A 16,704-nucleotide genomic window follows, 5' to 3' on the forward strand; every position below is an offset into this window, starting at 1 on the left:
CGAAGTAGGATAGAAAGCAGATTTTTAGGATTGGTATGATCAATAATGATCTTAATCATCCTAACAATCTGCGGTCTATTGAATCAACAACTGCTCCACTTTCAGCTCGGGAAACAGCTTTATGAAATGAGCTTTTATCAATTGAGCCAGCAGTAGGCGTTTGTAGGTTTCCGTACCACGTGCATCGCTGATGGGCGAGATTTCGGTTTGAGCGATGGCTGTGGCCTGAAGTACTACGTCTTCGGTAATTGACTTTCCCGTCAAAAACGTTTCCGTTTTTACCAGCCGCTTCGGAATAGGCGCAACTCCTCCGGCCGATAGTTTTACCGACGTAATGACATTGTTTTCAACAGTGAGGTTGATAGCCGAATTGACACTGGCAATATCCAGATGCGTGCGTTTGCTGACTTTCTCGAAGTTAAACCGAGTGGTTGCACCAGGTAAATCAAATCGAATCTGGGTCAAATGCTCTTCTGGCTGTTTATCCAGCATTTTATAGCCCAGGTACAGGTTTCGTAGTGGTAATTCGCGTAACGTAACGCCATTGCTAAATGTCAACGTAGCATCCAGCGCCAGAAAAAATATTGTGAAATCGCCAATGGGTGAGGCATTGATGAAATTGCCACCAATGGTCGCTATGTTACGGATGGGCGTCGATGACACTAATTTAGTGTAGTCGTTGAAGCCAGGAAAATAGCGTTGTATGATCTCCGACTCGATCAGATCGGTTACAGTCGATGCGGGTCCAATAATACATTGGTTACCTTCCTGCTGAATGCCTTTTAACTCCGTTTTATCGAACAAAAACTGAATCGATGCGTCTTTAATTTCGTCATGCTTTTGTACGTAAACATCCGTTCCGCCCCCGATACGTTGTGCGAGTGGATTGTCGTTTTTGAGTTCTCCGTCTACCCCTAGAGACAACGTTTGTAAACGATCCTGAATCGTGGTGAAGTAAGCAGGTAGTATGTTTTGTCCTACGGCAAAGTCTGTAGGCGTTTCGTTGTTACGGGGTTCCAGCAGATGTGCTACGTGTGTGGCTGCCCTCTCGATGGATTTATAGCCCGTACACCGGCATATATTTCCGTCAATAGCGGTAATGGCATTCTGGACAGTAGGCTCGTTTTTACTCAGACAAAAACCGGCTAGCGACATCACAAATCCGGGCGTACAGAAACCGCATTGCGTGGCGGACTCATCGGTCATTGCCTGCTGAATAGGATTCAGATCAGTCATGTTGATGCCTTCTACCGTTACAATATGTTTGCCATGCGCATTACCCAACGGCATCAGGCAGGAGGTCGCCGTACGATAGCGTAACGTCCCCGTCGACAGGTCGCCAACGAGTACGGTACAAGCCCCACAATCGCCCTCGCGACAACCGATTTTCGTACCCATCAGGTGTTGATGATAGCGTATAAAATCAAGTACAGGCGTTCCGGATGGGAGGGACGTGTTAACTTCTTTGTTATTTAAAATAAATTCAATCAATTGTATGTCACATGTTTATAGAAAAATAGAACGCAGGTCGTCATGATTTTTATGATCTATATAGATCTTAAGTAATCATAAAAATCATGACGATCTGCGTTCTATTGTGTATTAATGATCATTCAGCGGCAAACCGCGCTGTTGGAATTCTATCCAGTTCAGGTATTCGTCGCCTTTACGTTGTTCTACCATCGTGATACAATTGTCGACGGGACATACCAATTTACATAAATTACAGCCAACGCACTCATTTTCGATGATCGAATACGTATTATAGGGCTTGCCGTAGGTCAGGTTTATGGCCTGATGTGACGTATCTTCGCAGGCGATGTAGCAGAGGCCGCAATGGATGCACTTGTCCTGATTGATGTTGGCAACGATGTGGTAATTGATATCGAGATCTTCCCAATGCGTGATGGTCGGGACTGATTTGCCAATAAAGTCGTAGATGGTGTTAAAGCCTTTTTCGTCCATCCAGTTGTTGAGTCCGTCGCAAAGGTCTTCGATGATGCGAAAACCATGCTTCATAACGGCCGTACAAACCTGCACCGACGTAGCACCCAGAAGCATAAATTCGGCGGCATCTTTCCAGGTGCTGATTCCGCCGATACCCGAAATCGGTACGCGCGACGTAACAGGATCTTGGGCAATGGTTGTCAGCATTTTGAGAGCAACTGGCTTGACGGCAGGGCCACAATAGCCACCATAGGCCGATTTGCCCGCTACGTATGGATTGGGTACAAACGTGTCCAGGTCGACCCCCGTTACGGACTGAATGGTGTTAATGAGCGACAAGGCATTTGTTCCCCCCTCGATGGATGCTCTACCAGTCGGAACAACCGAATGCACATTTGGGGTCAGCTTGGTAATAACCGGAATCGTCGCTTTTTCCATGACCCATTCCACCACCATTTTCGCGATTTCAGGATCTTGCCCGACGGCTGCGCCCATACCCCGTTCGGTCATGCCATGAGGACAACCGAAATTTAGTTCGAGTCCATGCGCTCCTGTGTCCTCAACCTGGGCAATCAGTTCATGCCATTTGTCGCGGGTATTGTCGGCCATGAGCGATACAACCATCGCCCGGTCGGGAAACTCCCGAATGCATTCGGCAATCTCGCGCAGATTGATAGCCAATGGCCGATCCGAAATGAGTTCGATATTATTCAATCCCATCATTTTCGTACCGTTGTAATCAACTGCCGAGTACCGCGACGATACGTTCTTGACCTGCGACCCCAGCGTTTTCCAGACAACACCGCCCCAACCTGCTTCGAAAGCACGTAGTACGTTGTATTTTTTGTCCGTCGGTGGAGCGCTCGCCAGCCAAAACGGATTCGGCGATTTAATACCGAGAAAATTTGTTGATAGATCAGCCATATAGTTAATCAATAGAACGCTGATTGTTAGGATTGGTATGATCAATAATGATCTTTTCGGCTGTTGGCAAAAACTCTACGCTTTTGTTGCGGTTGTCGACCAAAATTGAGTAAAAGACCAACTTCAATATCAGTAGCTTTAAGATAATTAGTCAATTGAGCTTCATGCTCAGGTACTATTCCATCGGCGGCTTTCAATTCGATAATAACGCAGTTATTAACAATCAAATCAGCGTAGTACACGCCTACCTTCTGTTGTTCGTAATACACGTCGATTGGTTGCTGCGTAACACAGTCTAACCCCAGCTTAAGTAATTCGATACGCATTGCGTTCTCATACACTTTCTCAAGAAAACCATAACCCAGTGTATTATAAACTCGATAGAAAGCCTTTAAAATCAGTTGCGTCAGGTCAGAATGTTGATAGTTAGTATCCATGATTAGCAGAATTGCTTACTAAAATCATAAATTCATCTTAACCATCATAAAAATCAGCGTTCTATTTCCTGAGGAACCCTAAGATCGCTCGGGCTCCGTCTTTCCCGGCTTGTACGGCATCGACGACTTCTTTGCCGCCGTTGACGCAATCGCCACCCGCAAACACGCCGGGGATGTTGGTTTCGCAGTTTTCGTTGATCACTAGTTTACCGTACCAATGAGTCAACTGGTTGTCCTGTACCAAATCTTCGTATGGAATTTGACCGGCCGCTTTAATCACCATATCGACGTCCAACGCAATAGTTTCGCCTGTTTCGACAGGAGTCCGTCGACCGCTGGTGTCGGGTACACCCAATTCCATTACGTTGCAAATCAATTGCGTGACACGCCCATTTTCACCACGCACTTCTTTAGGCGATGCCAGCCAGATAATGGAACAGCCATCTAGTTTGGCCAGATTTAGCTCCACTTCGGTGCTTGGCATTTCGGCTTGTGTCCGACGATAGACGATCGTTACTTCTTTAGCGCCGAGTCGTTTCGCTTGGGTGGCTGCATCAATGGCCGTCATGCCCAGGCCAATTACCGCTACTTTATCGCCAACCGGAACGGATGGGTAGCCTTTCTCGCGAATGTCGTAGATGAAGCGTAGAGCATCTTCAACGCCTGCCAGCTCTTCGCCGGGAATGTCCAGAGAACGGGCTACACCAACGCCAATGCCCAGATAAACCGCGTCATAATTGGCCTGCAACTCCGCCAACGTAACATTACGGCCCAGTTCCTGCTCGTATTTGATGTGAATGCCGCCCAGCGACGTAATGAACTTAACTTCATCGTCGCAGAACTGGGGTGTCACTTTATAGGCGGCAATGCCATAGGTCATCAGGCCACCCCCTTTGCTTTCTTTTTCGTAGATCGTTACTTCTACCCCTTCGCGACTCAATACGTGGGCGCAACTCAAGCCAGCCGGTCCTGCCCCAACAATAGCCACTTTTTTACCGGTAGACGGCTTGCGCTGGAACAAGGGCCACTGAGCGGCAATGGCTTTTTCTGTCGAATAGCGTTGAAGTTTAGCGATGGGGATCGGTGGTTCGTCCAGCAGGTTGTAGACGCAGGAACCTTCGCATAGTTTCTCTACAGGGCAGACTTTAGAGCAGCCGCCCCCCATAATATTGGCGTCCAGAATCGTATAGGCCGAACCTTTGATATTATCGGTGCTAATCTGCTTAATGAACTTGGGAATGTTGATGCTCGTTGGGCAACTCTTGGTGCAGGGAGCATCGTAACAAAACAGACAGCGATTCGCTTCCACCAATGCCGCTTCCCGGTTTTCAAAGGGCGGGTGGATGTCGCTGAAATTTTGCTCGTATTGTTCAGCCGTAAGTCGATTATTTTTAATAGACACGTCTTTCGAATGGTGAATGGTGAATAGAACGCTGATTGGTATGATGATTATGGTTCGTTATGATCTGCGTAAATCATAATCATCATAAAAATCAGCGTTCTATTCACCTATTTACAGTTCAACTAACTTATCATACGTCTCTGGGCGTCGGTCTCTAAAAAATTGCCAGACGCTACGTACCTCATCGATCATGTCGAGGTCAAATTCAGCAATGAGCAGTTCGTCTTTATCTTCTGAAGCAATAGAGAAAATTTGCCCGCGTGGATCAACAAAGTAGGACGACCCGTAGAAACGACCGAGATTCCAGGGCTTTTCCTCGCCAACTCGGTTAATACAGCCCATAAAATAGCCATTGGCAGCTGCGTGAGCGGGTTGCTCTAATTTCCAGAGATACTGGGATAATCCCGCTACCGTTGCTGATGGATTATAGACAATTTCTGCTCCGTTCAGGCCCAGGCAACGGGCACCATCCGGGAAATGCCGGTCGTAGCAGATATAAACGCCAACCTTAGCGTAGCGCGTCTGGAAAACCGGATAGCCTAAGTTGCCGGGTTTGAAGAAGAATTTCTCCCAGAAGCCGGATGTATGCGGAATGTGGTTCTTCCGGTATTTACCCAGATACGTACCGTCAGCGTCGATCACGGCCGCTGTGTTATACAGTACACCCGCCTGTTCTTTTTCGTAGACCGGCACGATGATGACCATATTGTATTTCCTGGCATACTCCGCCATTCGATCGGTGGTCGGACCAGGGACTGATTCAGCGGACGCATACCACGCCGAATTCTGGCCCGGACAGAAATAAGGTGTGCTGAAAATTTCCTGCAAACACAAAATCTGCACGCCCTTCTCACCAGCTTCTTCGATGAGTGGGATGTGCTTCTGGATCATGGCTTCTTTAATTTCCTCAATCGTGCCTTCGCCCTCTGTCTTAGGCAGACTCATTTGTATTAGTCCCGATTTAATAATCCGTGGCATGCTTACGTAAGTTTAACAGATGGACATTCTAGATTATAGCACTCACTTTGCTACGTTTGATAAACTGCCCGTATCCCTTGTCAATCAGGCATTTGTTGTTGTCTATGGCCACTTGACCACGTAGCAGTACCGTTTTTACTTTACCGGTTAGTTCCCAGCCTTCGTAGCCCGAATAGTCGACGTTCATGTGATGGGTTTTGGCCGAGAGCGTATGTTTCTCTTCAGGATCAAAAATGACAATGTCGGCATCGCTACCAACAGCTATCGTACCTTTGCGGGGGAACATACCGAAGATTTTGGCTGGGTTTGTACAGGCCACTTCAACGAATTTGTTCAATGTGATTTTGCCTTTCTGTACACCCTCACTGAAAAGCAATTCAATTCGATTTTCGATGGCGGGATGCCCGTTGGGAATCTTCGAGAAATCATTTTTGCCCATCAATTTCTGTTCCCACATAAACGGGCAATGATCGGTTGCAACGATTTGTACCAATCCCTGGTTAATGCCCGCCCACAAAGCTTCCTGATCTTTTTTCTCCCGTAACGGCGGACTCATCACCCATTTCGCTCCCTCGAAATCCTGTTCATAGAGCGATGCGTCGAGTACGAGGTACTGGATACAGGTTTCCGCAAACACTTTCTGATTACGGCGGGTGGCATTTCGAATGGCATTGAGTGCCCCTTCGCAGGTCATGTGAACAATGTAGCCGGGGCATCCGGTGTAATTGGCCATATCCGAAAAGCGGCCACTGGCTTCCGCTTCCGTAACTTCGGGTTGGGAGAGGTAGTGATACAACGGCGATACGTTCCCTTCCGACCGATGCCTGGCCACGAGATAATCGATCATATCGCCGTTGGTGGCATGCACCGTTACCATCCCGCCCTGCTTCTTCACTTCCTGCATGAGTCCAACCATCTGGCTGTCGTTGATCATCAAGGCACCTTTATAAGCCATGAATGTTTTGAAGGACGTAATGCCTTCGTTCTCAACCATGTCCTTGATCTCGGCTTTCGAATCGTCGTTGAAGTCGGTTACGGCCATGTGGAAACTATAGTCGCCAACGGCGGTTCCCTGAGCACGGGAGTTCCATTCGGCCAGGGCTTCTTTGAGTGAATGCCCTTGTTTTTGCAGGACAAAATCAATGACGGTTGTTGTGCCGCCAAATAGAGCGGCACGGGTGCCCGTCTCGTGCGTATCGCTGGAGAACGTACCCATAAATGGCATATCCAGATGCACATGCGGATCAATACCACCCGGAAACACTAATTTCCCTGATGCGTCGATCACCGTATCGGCCTGAATGGGCAGATTTTTCCCGATGGCGGAAACCGTTTCGCCTTCAATAAAAATATCCGCTACGTAATCGTCGGCTGCCGTAATGACCCGCCCGTTTTTAATTAGTGTACTCATGATTAGTCAGAAACTATGGACCGCAGATTCTTATGATAATCATGGTCAATTATGATCTGCGCAAATCATAACTATCATACCAATCAGCGGTCTATTAGCTGTTTGCTAAGAGTTAATCGATAAATCATCGGCGCGCTTCACCAAAACCGTCTCGTCTTTCATGGCTAAGACGACTGGTCTCATCAAGCCTAAATAAACCACACCGCTTACAAAAAAGCCGACGAACCAGGCGTAGTGGTAAAGCTGTGAAATCCAGCCAGGAACGCTGTCGGTAGGAATGGCATGAATGGTGGTTAGAAACCCTGGAATATTAGGGATAATGCCCGCCAACAGGGCCAGGATAGCCGCTGAATTAAAGCCGTTCTTGTAGCTATACCTTCCTGTTGTACTGTATAGATCAGTCAGGACCAGCTTCTGTTTTCGCAGAAAGAAATAATCGGCAATCATGATGCCGCCGACTGGTCCAAGTAAACTCGAATAGCCGACTAACCACGTAAAGATGAAGCCGGTCGGGTCAGCAATTAGCTTCCACGGAAAAATTAGAATGCCAATGATGCCCGTGATATAGCCACCTTTTCGGAAGTCAATTCTGGAGGGTGCCAGATTGGCAAAATCATTGGCAGGGCTAACAATATTAGCCGCAATATTGGTCGCCAGCGTAGAAACCGCTACTGAAATCATGGCCACGCTGACCAATAATTTGTTCTCAAATTTTCCGGCCAGAACGAGCGGGTCCCAGATGGTTGTTCCGTAAATAATAGTGGTGGCCGACGTAACGACTACACCGATAAAAGAGAATAATGTCATAGAGGGCGGTAAGCCGATAGCCTGGCCCTTTATCTGCGCTTGCTGGCTGGTTGCGTAGCGGGTAAAATCAGGAATGTTCAGGGAGAGCGTTGCCCAGAAGCCGACCATGCCGGTTAAGGCCGGGAAGAAAAATGTCCAGAAAGCGGATGAATCGGTAAACTTCGCCGACTGCTGTAAAATTGGTCCTAGCCCGTTCCCGGCTGAAATAGCCCACCAGAGCAATGCCAGGGCGGCAACGGGTAAAAAGAATGCTTTAAAGACGAGCAGCTTTTTGATGCTTTCAACACCCAGATACACTACGTACATATTTACTAACCAAAACAGAACAAAGCAGATAGCGGGCCCGGTTTGCAGGCCAAACGAAGCCGGAAATACGTCAGGTACTGTTTCCAATGCCGGAATCCATAAACGTAGCATCTGATAAACCGAAAAGCCACCCAGCCAGGTCTGGATGCCGAACCAGCCGCAGGCAACAATAGCCCGTAACAGAGCCGGTACGTTAGCGCCACTGGTTCCGAAACTCGCCCGCGCCAGAACCGGGAATGGAATACCATATTTGGCCCCGGCATGGCCATTTAGAATCATGGGAATCAGGACAATGGTGTTACCCAGAAAAATGGTCAGAATAGCCTGCCACCAGTTCATGCCGCCTTCAATCAGCGAACTAGCCATCATATACGTAGGAATGCACAAGCTCATGCTGATCCATAAAGCTGCGTAATTCCAGGTATTCCATGTCCGTTTTGACGCTGGAATAGGGGCTAGGTCCTCACTGTAAAGCGCTGACGATTCATCGACGTGTTCTTCCTGCATGGGTCAGTTTTTGGTTTCTGATTTTTTGTTTTGGCTAAGGTTCGATCCGTTACGGATGGGACAATAAACCAAAAGCTACACATTATCTAGCTCATTTTCAATGTGTCAAATACCATCTTCTTGAATTTGGCTTCATCGGCTTCAACACAGATGGTGGCGTTTGGCTGCTTTCCCCAAACTCCCAGCTCATCGATGGCCAAAGCGCCCAGCGTTAATTCTCCCCGTGTTTCGACATCGACAAAGCGTGATACCTTTTCGGATACGATGCTCGGATCAATCACAGCAGCTATCGTTATGGCGTCGGGGTGATTGGAGCCGTTCATTTTCTGATGCTCTTTGCAATACTTCCGACGGATGCGGTTGATTTTCATGAAGAAGTCGGAGTATTTCGTGCCTAACTTTTCGACTTTCACATAATCCTCATCCGTAAATACAGAACTCTTGACGCTCACGTCGAAACCAACCGTTGTTATTGGAATACCCGATTGAAAAACGACTCGAGCGGCCTCTGGATCGACCCAGGCATTGTACGTGGCGCCGGGATTGATGTTTCCATAAAACTTGTAAAAGCCACCCATGAAATACAACTCTTTAATTTTCTTCGCGATAGTTGGATCTTTAAGGAGCGCCAATGCTACGTTGGTCATTGGTCCAATGGCAACAATAGTCAGTTCGCCGGGATTGGCATTCACAAGCCGAACAATAGCATCAACCGCGTGCTCTTTGTCTGGTTTTTGCTTTGGATCCGGAAAATGAGCATCACTCATACCATCGCTGCCGTGTACATACGTAGCGTTGCCGTGAACCTGACGTACCAACGGTCGGGCCGATCCCTGATACACGGGAATCTGCCCTGATTTTCCGGCTAATTCCAGCGTATAGAGTGCATTTTTGGTTTGCTGGTCAAATCCAACATTGCCGCACGTAATGGTAATCGCTTCGACTTTCAGTCTGGGCGAGGTCACGGCCATCAGAACCGCCAGCGCATCATCGGTGGCCGTATCACTGTCGAGAATGATTCGTTTTACGGGATCGGCCGTTGGTTTCCCTGATGCAAATACCCAGGCAGGCAGCAATGCAGCAGCCGATCCAACCGAAATGGTTTTAATGAATTGACGTTTTGTTACGTGCATTTAATCAAGTTTACATTTCATAAATCTGTCATCAATAGAACGCTGATTTTTATGATGATTATGGTTCGTTATGATCTGCGTAAATCATAATCATCATACCAATCAGCGTTCTATTACGTATTCGTCGGCTATTTTTAAGGCTTCACTGATGATGGCTAATCCTTCGTCAATTTGCTCTTTGGTTACGCAGAGAGGAGGGGCTACAAACACATAGCTCCAGCGCACAAACGTATACATGCCCAACTCCTTAATTTTGGCCCCAACTTTTGCCATTACAGCCATTTGATCGGGCGTAGCGTTGAAAGGCGCCATGGGTTCTTTCGTTGTCCGGTTTTTGACAATTTCGAAGCAGCCAAGCAAACCCGTTGTTCTGAAGTCGCCGATGCTGGGGTGTTTCTGCTTCATCAATTCTGCCTGCTCTGTTACGTATTGACCCATCTGAGCAGCATTCTCCAGCAGATTCTCATCTTCGTAGATTTTGATGTTTTCCAGAGCGGCTGCACAACTCACCGGATGGGCATTGTAGGTCATGCCCGTGGCCAGTATCCTATCGTTATAGTGAGCTGCGATTTTATCCGTAACCATCAGACAGCCAAATGGCAGATAGCCCGACGTAATGCCTTTCGCCATCGTAACCATGTCGGGAACAATGCCATGATTCTCAAATCCAAACCACTTGCCGGTTCTGCCGAAGCCGCTTAGCACTTCATCCATGATCAGCAGAATACCGTATTTATCGCAGATGTCGCGAACAGCTTTCAGATAGCCTTCAGGATATTGCAGACAGCCCGATGTTCCCGATTCGCCTTCCAGCATGATGGCGGCAATATTGCCCGGACCTTCATAGCCAATAATACGTTCCAGTTGCGCTATGGAATCGGAGAGCATACTTTCCCGGTCGTGATTCCAGCGATAGGGATAAGGAATATCGAAATGAACAAAATTGGGAGCCTGTTGTGAATCGTCTGGTAATTTGCGTGGATCACCACCAACCGAAAGTGCCCCATACGTAGCGCCATGATAGGACTGATAACGGCTCAGGATTTTGTGTCGGCCTGTGTACGAACGAGCCATTTTTATGGCGGCTTCATTTGACGTAGCACCGCACAGCGTAAAATAGGCTTTATTCAAATCGCCGGGGCAGATTTCAGCTAGCTTTTTACCCAACTCTCCCCGAACTTTTGTGACGCAATAGGGCGTAACGTAGCTGACTTCCTGCATCTGACGAACAACCGCTTCCGTAATTCGCTGATTACCGTGGCCGATGTTGACGTTCATTAGACCCGACGAAAAATCGATATATCGTTTGTCGTCATAATCGTATAGATAAACGCCTTTTGCGTATTTAACCGCAATGGGTGAAATGCCTTTTTGTTTGCTCCAGACAAATACGGTAGAGTCGAAATTATCCTGAAGGACCTCTTCCGTTTCAGAAAGCGTTGTTGCGTCAAGCATGATTGTGATATAGTTTGTAGCCTATTAATTAACTCATCCAGTTTATTCCCGCTTCGGGATTCCACTTGGTTGTGCTCTTCTTCAGTTTTGTCCAGAATTCGATGGAGCTTTTACCCGTAATGTCGCCAACACCGAACCGGCTTTCGTTCCAGCCGCCGAACGAAAAAGGCTCGCGGGGAACCGGAACACCAACGTTTACGCCCACCATACCGGCGCTGGCTTTGTCCATGACGTAGCGCGCCATACCACCATTTTGGGTAAAAACAGAAGCCGCATTACCATACGGGTTGGCATTCTCAATGGCCAGCGCTTCATCGACCGTATTGGTGCGCATGATGCTAATTACTGGCCCAAAAATTTCTTCCTGAGCAATGGCCATATCGGGTCTGACGTAGTCAATAACTGTTGGACCGACATACGTACCATTTTCTTTGCCTTCCACCTTCGGGCTACGTCCATCGACTAATACTTTCGCGCCCTGGCTCTCAGCCTCAGTGATGTAACGTTCAATGCGTTCTTTGGAAGCCCGGTTGATTACGGCCCCCAGATTTTTACCCGGCACTACCTTTTGCGCTTCTTCGCACAGTTTCTCAATGATATGATCAACTGGCCCGACTGCCACCATGGCCGATGCTGCCATACAGCGTTGCCCAGCACAGCCCGCCATGGATGCCGTAATGTTTTGAGCGGTCATGGATGGAATGGCATCGGGCAGAACGATCAGGTGGTTTTTGGCTCCGCCGAGTGCCAGACACCGTTTGAACGTACTGGTTGCGCGTTGGTAGACCAGTTTGGCAATCTTAGTTGAGCCAACGAACGAAACGGCCTCAATGCCCGGATGATCACAGATCGCATTCACTACGTCGCCATCGCCGTGAACGATGTTAAAAACGCCAGCGGGCAAACCTGCCTCCTGCAATAAGTCGGCCAGCCGCCCCACACTAAGCGGGACTTTTTCGGATGGTTTGATAATCATGCAGTTGCCAAGGGCGATTGCATTCGGGATGGTCCAGTTGGGAACCATACTCGGAAAGTTAAAGGGAACAATACTGGCAACTACACCCAGCGGTACGTGCTCTGTCCGGCATTCAACGCCCCGACTCACTTCCAGCACTTCACCAGGAATTAGCTGTGGTAACGAACAGGCAAATTCCGACAACTCGGCTCCCTTCTCGATCTCGGCAACGGCTTCATCGTACGTTTTGCCGTTTTCTTCCTGAACCAGTAAGGCCAGTTCCTTCAAGTTCTTCTCCAACAGTGCTTTATAACGAAAGAAAACCTGAACGCGCTCTTTTATTGGCGTTCGGCTCCAGATCGGAAATGCTACTTTGGCAGCTTGTACCGCTGCATCCAGATCCTGGTTATTGGACAACGGAACCGTCGATAAATGGGAACCGTCTACCGGAGAAATAACGTCCAGCATTCGGTCGGATGAGGAGCTGATAAATTGCCCGTTTATGTAGTTCTGAATAGCAGCGTACTTCATGGTTTTGTTGTAGGTCTGCATATTTTGCAGATAATTGAGGTGTAATCTAAAAATAATTTAGAGTTAAGTCAACTTTTAGCAATATTTTTACAGTAACAAAACAACAAGAATGGAAAAGAATACGAGTACGCTGGACGATCTGGACTTCGCGATTTTGTCCTGTCTTCAGAAAGACGGGCGTATGTCCTTTACAGAAATCGCGGAGCAGTTGAACGTATCGGTGGGAACCGCCCGAACACGGCTCAATCGCTTAATCGAAGAAGGAGTAATTCATATTGTAGGCCGGGTTGATCCTGACAAAGTAGGCTTTCGGGCGTATGCTCACGTAGCTGTTTATGTCCGTCCCGCTACGTTGAAAGAACACGTAGCAGAAGAAATCGCTAAAATGCCGGAAGTGAGTTTTCTGGCCAGTACGTCAGGGGATTACGACCTGGAAGTAGATGTCATGTGCCAGACAAATAATCATCTGGTCGAATTTATTAATGAGATTTCCAGGATCGAAGGCATTTATCAGACCAAAACAACGCTGTATTTTAAAGTATACAAATACGCTCAGCCTGACCTGAACTTGCTGAAGAACTAACTGAGCTGTTTCGATGCCCAGGTCGTAAACGTACACCAGTTGGCTATCTGGCTGGTACGTTCCGTGAACGCTTTCGACAGTTTGTCATAACACTGCGTTTTTTGACGATTACGAATCGCGGTTAGCAGCAATGCGAGAAACGTCGGCAATAGAAGGTTTGCGCAGTGAAAAGTGTAGTCGATAAAAGCTACTTAAACGTCCGGTAGGAATGAATTTTTGTTGAATAAATGGATGTTTGTTGATCTATTTTTAGTAACTGTCAAATAGAATATTTTATAGTTTATGTGGGTTTCAGTAATGGCTCACCATTATAGATAAAGCAAAGGCCGAAAACGGATCAGTAAGTTAGGAATCTCACAATTTTTTTGGCTACACGTCAGAATGCAAACGTTTGCGGCAGCGTTTGCATAGGTTAGGCATCAGTGCAATAGAAAAATCGTGTTTCGCGTCCTTTGATAAGTTGAATAATTCAGATAATATTCTGTAAAAAGCCAGTATGTGTCGGTAGGCACTACGCTGTGCACTTGTTTTTAGAATCGCTCCGGAAGATGCTAAAATTGGATTTATCAGTGAATTGGTGTTGTGCCGTAGTTCATTGACTTAATGCCATTTACACGGAGGACGTGGTTTTAAAACGAAATGCCTTTTCTTAAACTTTCTATTTCATGAAATCCTGTCTAGTTTTTCTTTTTTGCCTGCTTACCCTATCCGTATCAGCACAATCGTCAATTGATGTTGATAAAGAATTTGCTTTTGCGGCCAAACAGTACGAGCGGATGCTGCAAACCCACCCGGACACCACCAAATTTCCCCAATCGACTAACCCCGATGGTAGCATCCGAAACATGAAATCAGACTGGTGGTGTAGTGGCTTTTTTGGCGGATCGCTTTGGTATATTTATGAGCGTACAAAAGCACCAGCCTGGAAAGATGCTGCTCACAAATGGACAATGGCGGTTGCTAAAGAACAATACAATACCGGTACGCACGATTTAGGTTTTATGCTTTATTGTCCGTTCGGAAACGGATATCGGTTGACGAAAAACCAGGCTTATAAACCAATTATGCTGACGGGAGCCAAGTCGCTGGCGACGCGTTTTGATCCTAAAGTTGGTGTTATCAAATCATGGAATAAATTTCAGACCTATAACTATCCAGTAATCATCGACAACATGATGAATCTGGAGTTTCTGTTTTGGGCCGCTAACGAGTCAGGCAATAAAGAATTACGAAATGTTGCCATCACCCACGCCGACAATACGTTGAAAAACCATTTCCGGCCTGATTACAGCAGCTATCACGTCATTTGTTACAATCCAGACGGAACCGTAGCGGCTAAGAAAACACACCAGGGCTACGCCGACGAATCGGCCTGGGCGCGGGGACAAGCCTGGGGTATGTATGGGTACACGGTCATGTATCGTGAGACAAAAGATAAAAAGTATCTAGAGCAGGCTCGTCATATTGCTGACTTTTTCCTGAATCATCCGAATCTGCCTGCCGATAAGATTCCGTACTGGGATTTCAACGCGCCTAATATCCCGAATGAAGAACGCGACGCATCGGCTGGGGCCATTGCTGCATCGGCATTGCTGGAACTCGCTACGTATGGTGGCCCTTCGGCGAAAACCTATTACCAGTCGGCGGTGAAAATGCTGGAAAGCCTGGCTAGTCCGGCTTACAAGGCTAATCTGGGCGAAAACAATAATTTTATCCTGAAACACAGTGTAGGCCACAAACCCGGAAAAAGCGAGATCGACACGCCCCTGATTTATGCTGACTACTATTTTCTGGAAGGCTTATTACGTTATGATGCGCTCCGTAAAAAAGCAGCGTTTAAGTCGTAGTATGCTATAGAAAACAGTAGGCAATTCGCAGTCTTTACTTCTCATAAGAAGCGCTCTGGTCTGAAAAACGGACTAATCGGAACGCGTCAAAAGTTATGCTTAGTAAACGATACGGTATTATCCTGCTTGTTATTCATACAATTTTGTCATCGCTGGTTGGTTATGCACAGCAGAACCGACCAGCGATGTTGTTTGCTGATAGTACCCATCGGAAAGGGGGCTATGCGAAAGATCCACACGTCGTACAATTCGGTGGGCGTTATCTGATGTATTACTCTGTTCCTACACATAAAGATTCGTCGGGGGCTGATCATTGGGGTATTGGCATTGCCGAAAGCCGTGATCTGACCAATTGGCAGAAAATAGGGGAGATTAAGCCGGTGGACGACTACGAGAAAAAGGGAATCTGCGCTCCCGGTGCGCTCATCCGGGATGGCCGTGTTCATTTGTTCTATCAGACGTATGGCAATGGCCGCAAGGATGCTATTTGTCATGCGGTTTCCTCCGATGGTATTCAGTTTACCCGCAATCCTACCAATCCGATTTTTCGTCCGGCCATTAGCGATTGGTCGTGTGGACGCGCGATCGATGCCGAAGTCTTTCCGTTCAAAGATCAGTATTTTCTCTACTTCGCCACGCGCGATACGTCCTACAAAATACAACAGCTTGGTATAGCCGTGGCTCCTCTCACTACCAGCTTTAACCGCGAAGACTGGAAACAAGTAGCAACGAATGGGCCTATTCTAAAACCTGAGTTGCCGTGGGAGGGCGAGTGCATTGAAGCCCCTTCGATTATAGAACGTAACGGTACGTTATACATGTTCTACGCCGGAGCCTACAACAACTGGCCGCAGCAGGTAGGAGTCGCCACCAGCCAGGATGGTGTTCACTGGACTCGTTTGCAAAACGATCCGTTTTTACGTAATGGTTCTCCTGATTCATGGAATGCCAGCGAATCGGGCCATCCGCACATTTTTTCCGACAAGAGTGGAAAAACGTATTTGTTTTTCCAGGGAAACAACGATAAAGGGAAAACGTGGTTTTTATCAAACCTACCGGTCAACTGGAAAGGCAACAAGCCTGTTTTGGGTAAATAACGGGCACACTATGTCCGACATACTACGCTTTTTGGACAGCCTGGCAGGCCGCTATTGAACGTATTGCCGCTTTTCGTTGTCAATAAATAAATAGTTTCCTCGTCACAAATCGGGTTATTCGCTAACTTTTATTCATGAATTTTACTGAAAATTAGGTTTGGTAAATAAAAATTAGCGCTCATTTATAGGCTTATAGATGGTAAATTCGAACGTTGAGGTGCTACAAATTGTTAATTGACTACAAGTAATCTCCCCACTTCATTTTGTTGTATAAAGCTTGCTGCATTGCACAAGTAAGGTTTTTGCGTCTATATTTGGCGCAAACTGCGTGGCGATTGAGGAGGAAAGGACGCGTGTGATGCGCTTCGGAGAGATCATCAACCT

At 47.2% G+C, this 16,704-nt stretch carries 14 protein-coding genes; 3 read left to right on the forward strand and 11 right to left on the reverse strand.

Features of this window, described 5'->3' with window-relative positions; genetic code table 11:
- Positions 1 to 75 precede the first annotated feature (75 nt).
- The 10 genes from GK108_RS07305 to GK108_RS07350 form a co-directional block, all read right to left on the reverse strand.
- Positions 76 to 1,491: an FAD binding domain-containing protein gene (locus GK108_RS07305; RefSeq protein WP_163945059.1), complete on the reverse strand. Its 1,416-nt coding sequence runs from the start codon at positions 1,489 to 1,491 to the stop codon at positions 76 to 78.
- A 111-nt stretch (positions 1,492 to 1,602) separates the two neighbouring features.
- On the reverse strand, positions 1,603 to 2,871 hold the full coding sequence (gene preA, locus GK108_RS07310) for an NAD-dependent dihydropyrimidine dehydrogenase subunit PreA (protein ID WP_163945062.1): 1,269 nt from the start codon (positions 2,869 to 2,871) through the stop codon (positions 1,603 to 1,605).
- A 41-nt stretch (positions 2,872 to 2,912) separates the two neighbouring features.
- Entirely contained in the window at positions 2,913 to 3,308 is a 396-nt protein-coding gene (locus GK108_RS07315; protein ID WP_163945065.1) for a GxxExxY protein, read from the reverse strand.
- 61 nt (positions 3,309 to 3,369) lie between these two features.
- Positions 3,370 to 4,710 (reverse strand): NAD(P)-dependent oxidoreductase, encoded by a 1,341-nt coding sequence (locus GK108_RS07320; RefSeq protein WP_163945067.1) that lies wholly within the window; start codon positions 4,708 to 4,710, stop codon positions 3,370 to 3,372.
- 111 nt (positions 4,711 to 4,821) lie between these two features.
- A complete protein-coding gene (locus GK108_RS07325; RefSeq protein ID WP_246224740.1) occupies positions 4,822 to 5,688 on the reverse strand; it encodes a nitrilase-related carbon-nitrogen hydrolase in 867 nt (288 codons plus the stop codon).
- A 28-nt stretch (positions 5,689 to 5,716) separates the two neighbouring features.
- On the reverse strand, positions 5,717 to 7,099 hold the full coding sequence (gene hydA, locus GK108_RS07330; protein ID WP_163945070.1) for a dihydropyrimidinase: 1,383 nt from the start codon (positions 7,097 to 7,099) through the stop codon (positions 5,717 to 5,719).
- Positions 7,100 to 7,204: 105 nt separating this feature from the next.
- The gene (locus tag GK108_RS07335; protein WP_163945073.1) at positions 7,205 to 8,719 is read right to left on the reverse strand and encodes an NCS1 family nucleobase:cation symporter-1; all 1,515 of its coding nucleotides are present in this window, start codon (positions 8,717 to 8,719) and stop codon (positions 7,205 to 7,207) included.
- A gap of 86 nt (positions 8,720 to 8,805) precedes the next feature.
- Positions 8,806 to 9,852 (reverse strand): nucleoside hydrolase, encoded by a 1,047-nt coding sequence (locus GK108_RS07340; RefSeq protein WP_163945077.1) that lies wholly within the window; start codon positions 9,850 to 9,852, stop codon positions 8,806 to 8,808.
- A gap of 102 nt (positions 9,853 to 9,954) precedes the next feature.
- Complete coding sequence (locus GK108_RS07345; protein ID WP_163945080.1) at positions 9,955 to 11,307, reverse strand: aminotransferase class III-fold pyridoxal phosphate-dependent enzyme; 1,353 nt, start codon at positions 11,305 to 11,307, stop codon at positions 9,955 to 9,957.
- Between the two features lie 28 nt (positions 11,308 to 11,335).
- Positions 11,336 to 12,793 carry a CoA-acylating methylmalonate-semialdehyde dehydrogenase gene (locus GK108_RS07350; RefSeq protein WP_163945083.1) on the reverse strand — a complete coding sequence of 486 codons (1,458 nt, stop codon included), beginning with the start codon at positions 12,791 to 12,793 and terminating at the stop codon, positions 11,336 to 11,338.
- Positions 12,794 to 12,902: 109 nt separating this feature from the next.
- Here GK108_RS07350 and GK108_RS07355 point away from each other — a divergent pair, with 109 nt between their 5' ends.
- The gene (locus GK108_RS07355; RefSeq protein ID WP_163945086.1) at positions 12,903 to 13,376 is read left to right on the forward strand and encodes an Lrp/AsnC family transcriptional regulator; all 474 of its coding nucleotides are present in this window, start codon (positions 12,903 to 12,905) and stop codon (positions 13,374 to 13,376) included.
- Here GK108_RS07355 and GK108_RS07360 read toward each other — a convergent pair.
- The gene (locus GK108_RS07360) at positions 13,373 to 13,525 is read right to left on the reverse strand and encodes a hypothetical protein (protein WP_163945088.1); all 153 of its coding nucleotides are present in this window, start codon (positions 13,523 to 13,525) and stop codon (positions 13,373 to 13,375) included. The two genes, GK108_RS07355 and GK108_RS07360, sit on opposite strands and share 4 nt — an antisense overlap.
- Before the next feature lie 516 nt (positions 13,526 to 14,041).
- On the opposite strand from GK108_RS07360, the gene GK108_RS07365 reads away from it, so the two are divergent.
- Both GK108_RS07365 and GK108_RS07370 read left to right on the forward strand, forming a co-directional pair.
- Positions 14,042 to 15,223, forward strand: a complete 1,182-nt coding sequence (locus tag GK108_RS07365) for a glycoside hydrolase family 88 protein (protein WP_163945090.1) — start codon at positions 14,042 to 14,044, stop codon at positions 15,221 to 15,223.
- Positions 15,224 to 15,318: 95 nt separating this feature from the next.
- Positions 15,319 to 16,320, forward strand: a complete 1,002-nt coding sequence (locus GK108_RS07370) for a family 43 glycosylhydrolase (RefSeq protein WP_246224741.1) — start codon at positions 15,319 to 15,321, stop codon at positions 16,318 to 16,320.
- The last annotated feature ends 384 nt before the right edge of the window (positions 16,321 to 16,704 follow it).

Origin of the sequence: Spirosoma terrae, from assembly GCF_010435915.1 — a bacterium.
Classification (GTDB): domain Bacteria; phylum Bacteroidota; class Bacteroidia; order Cytophagales; family Spirosomataceae; genus Spirosoma; species Spirosoma terrae.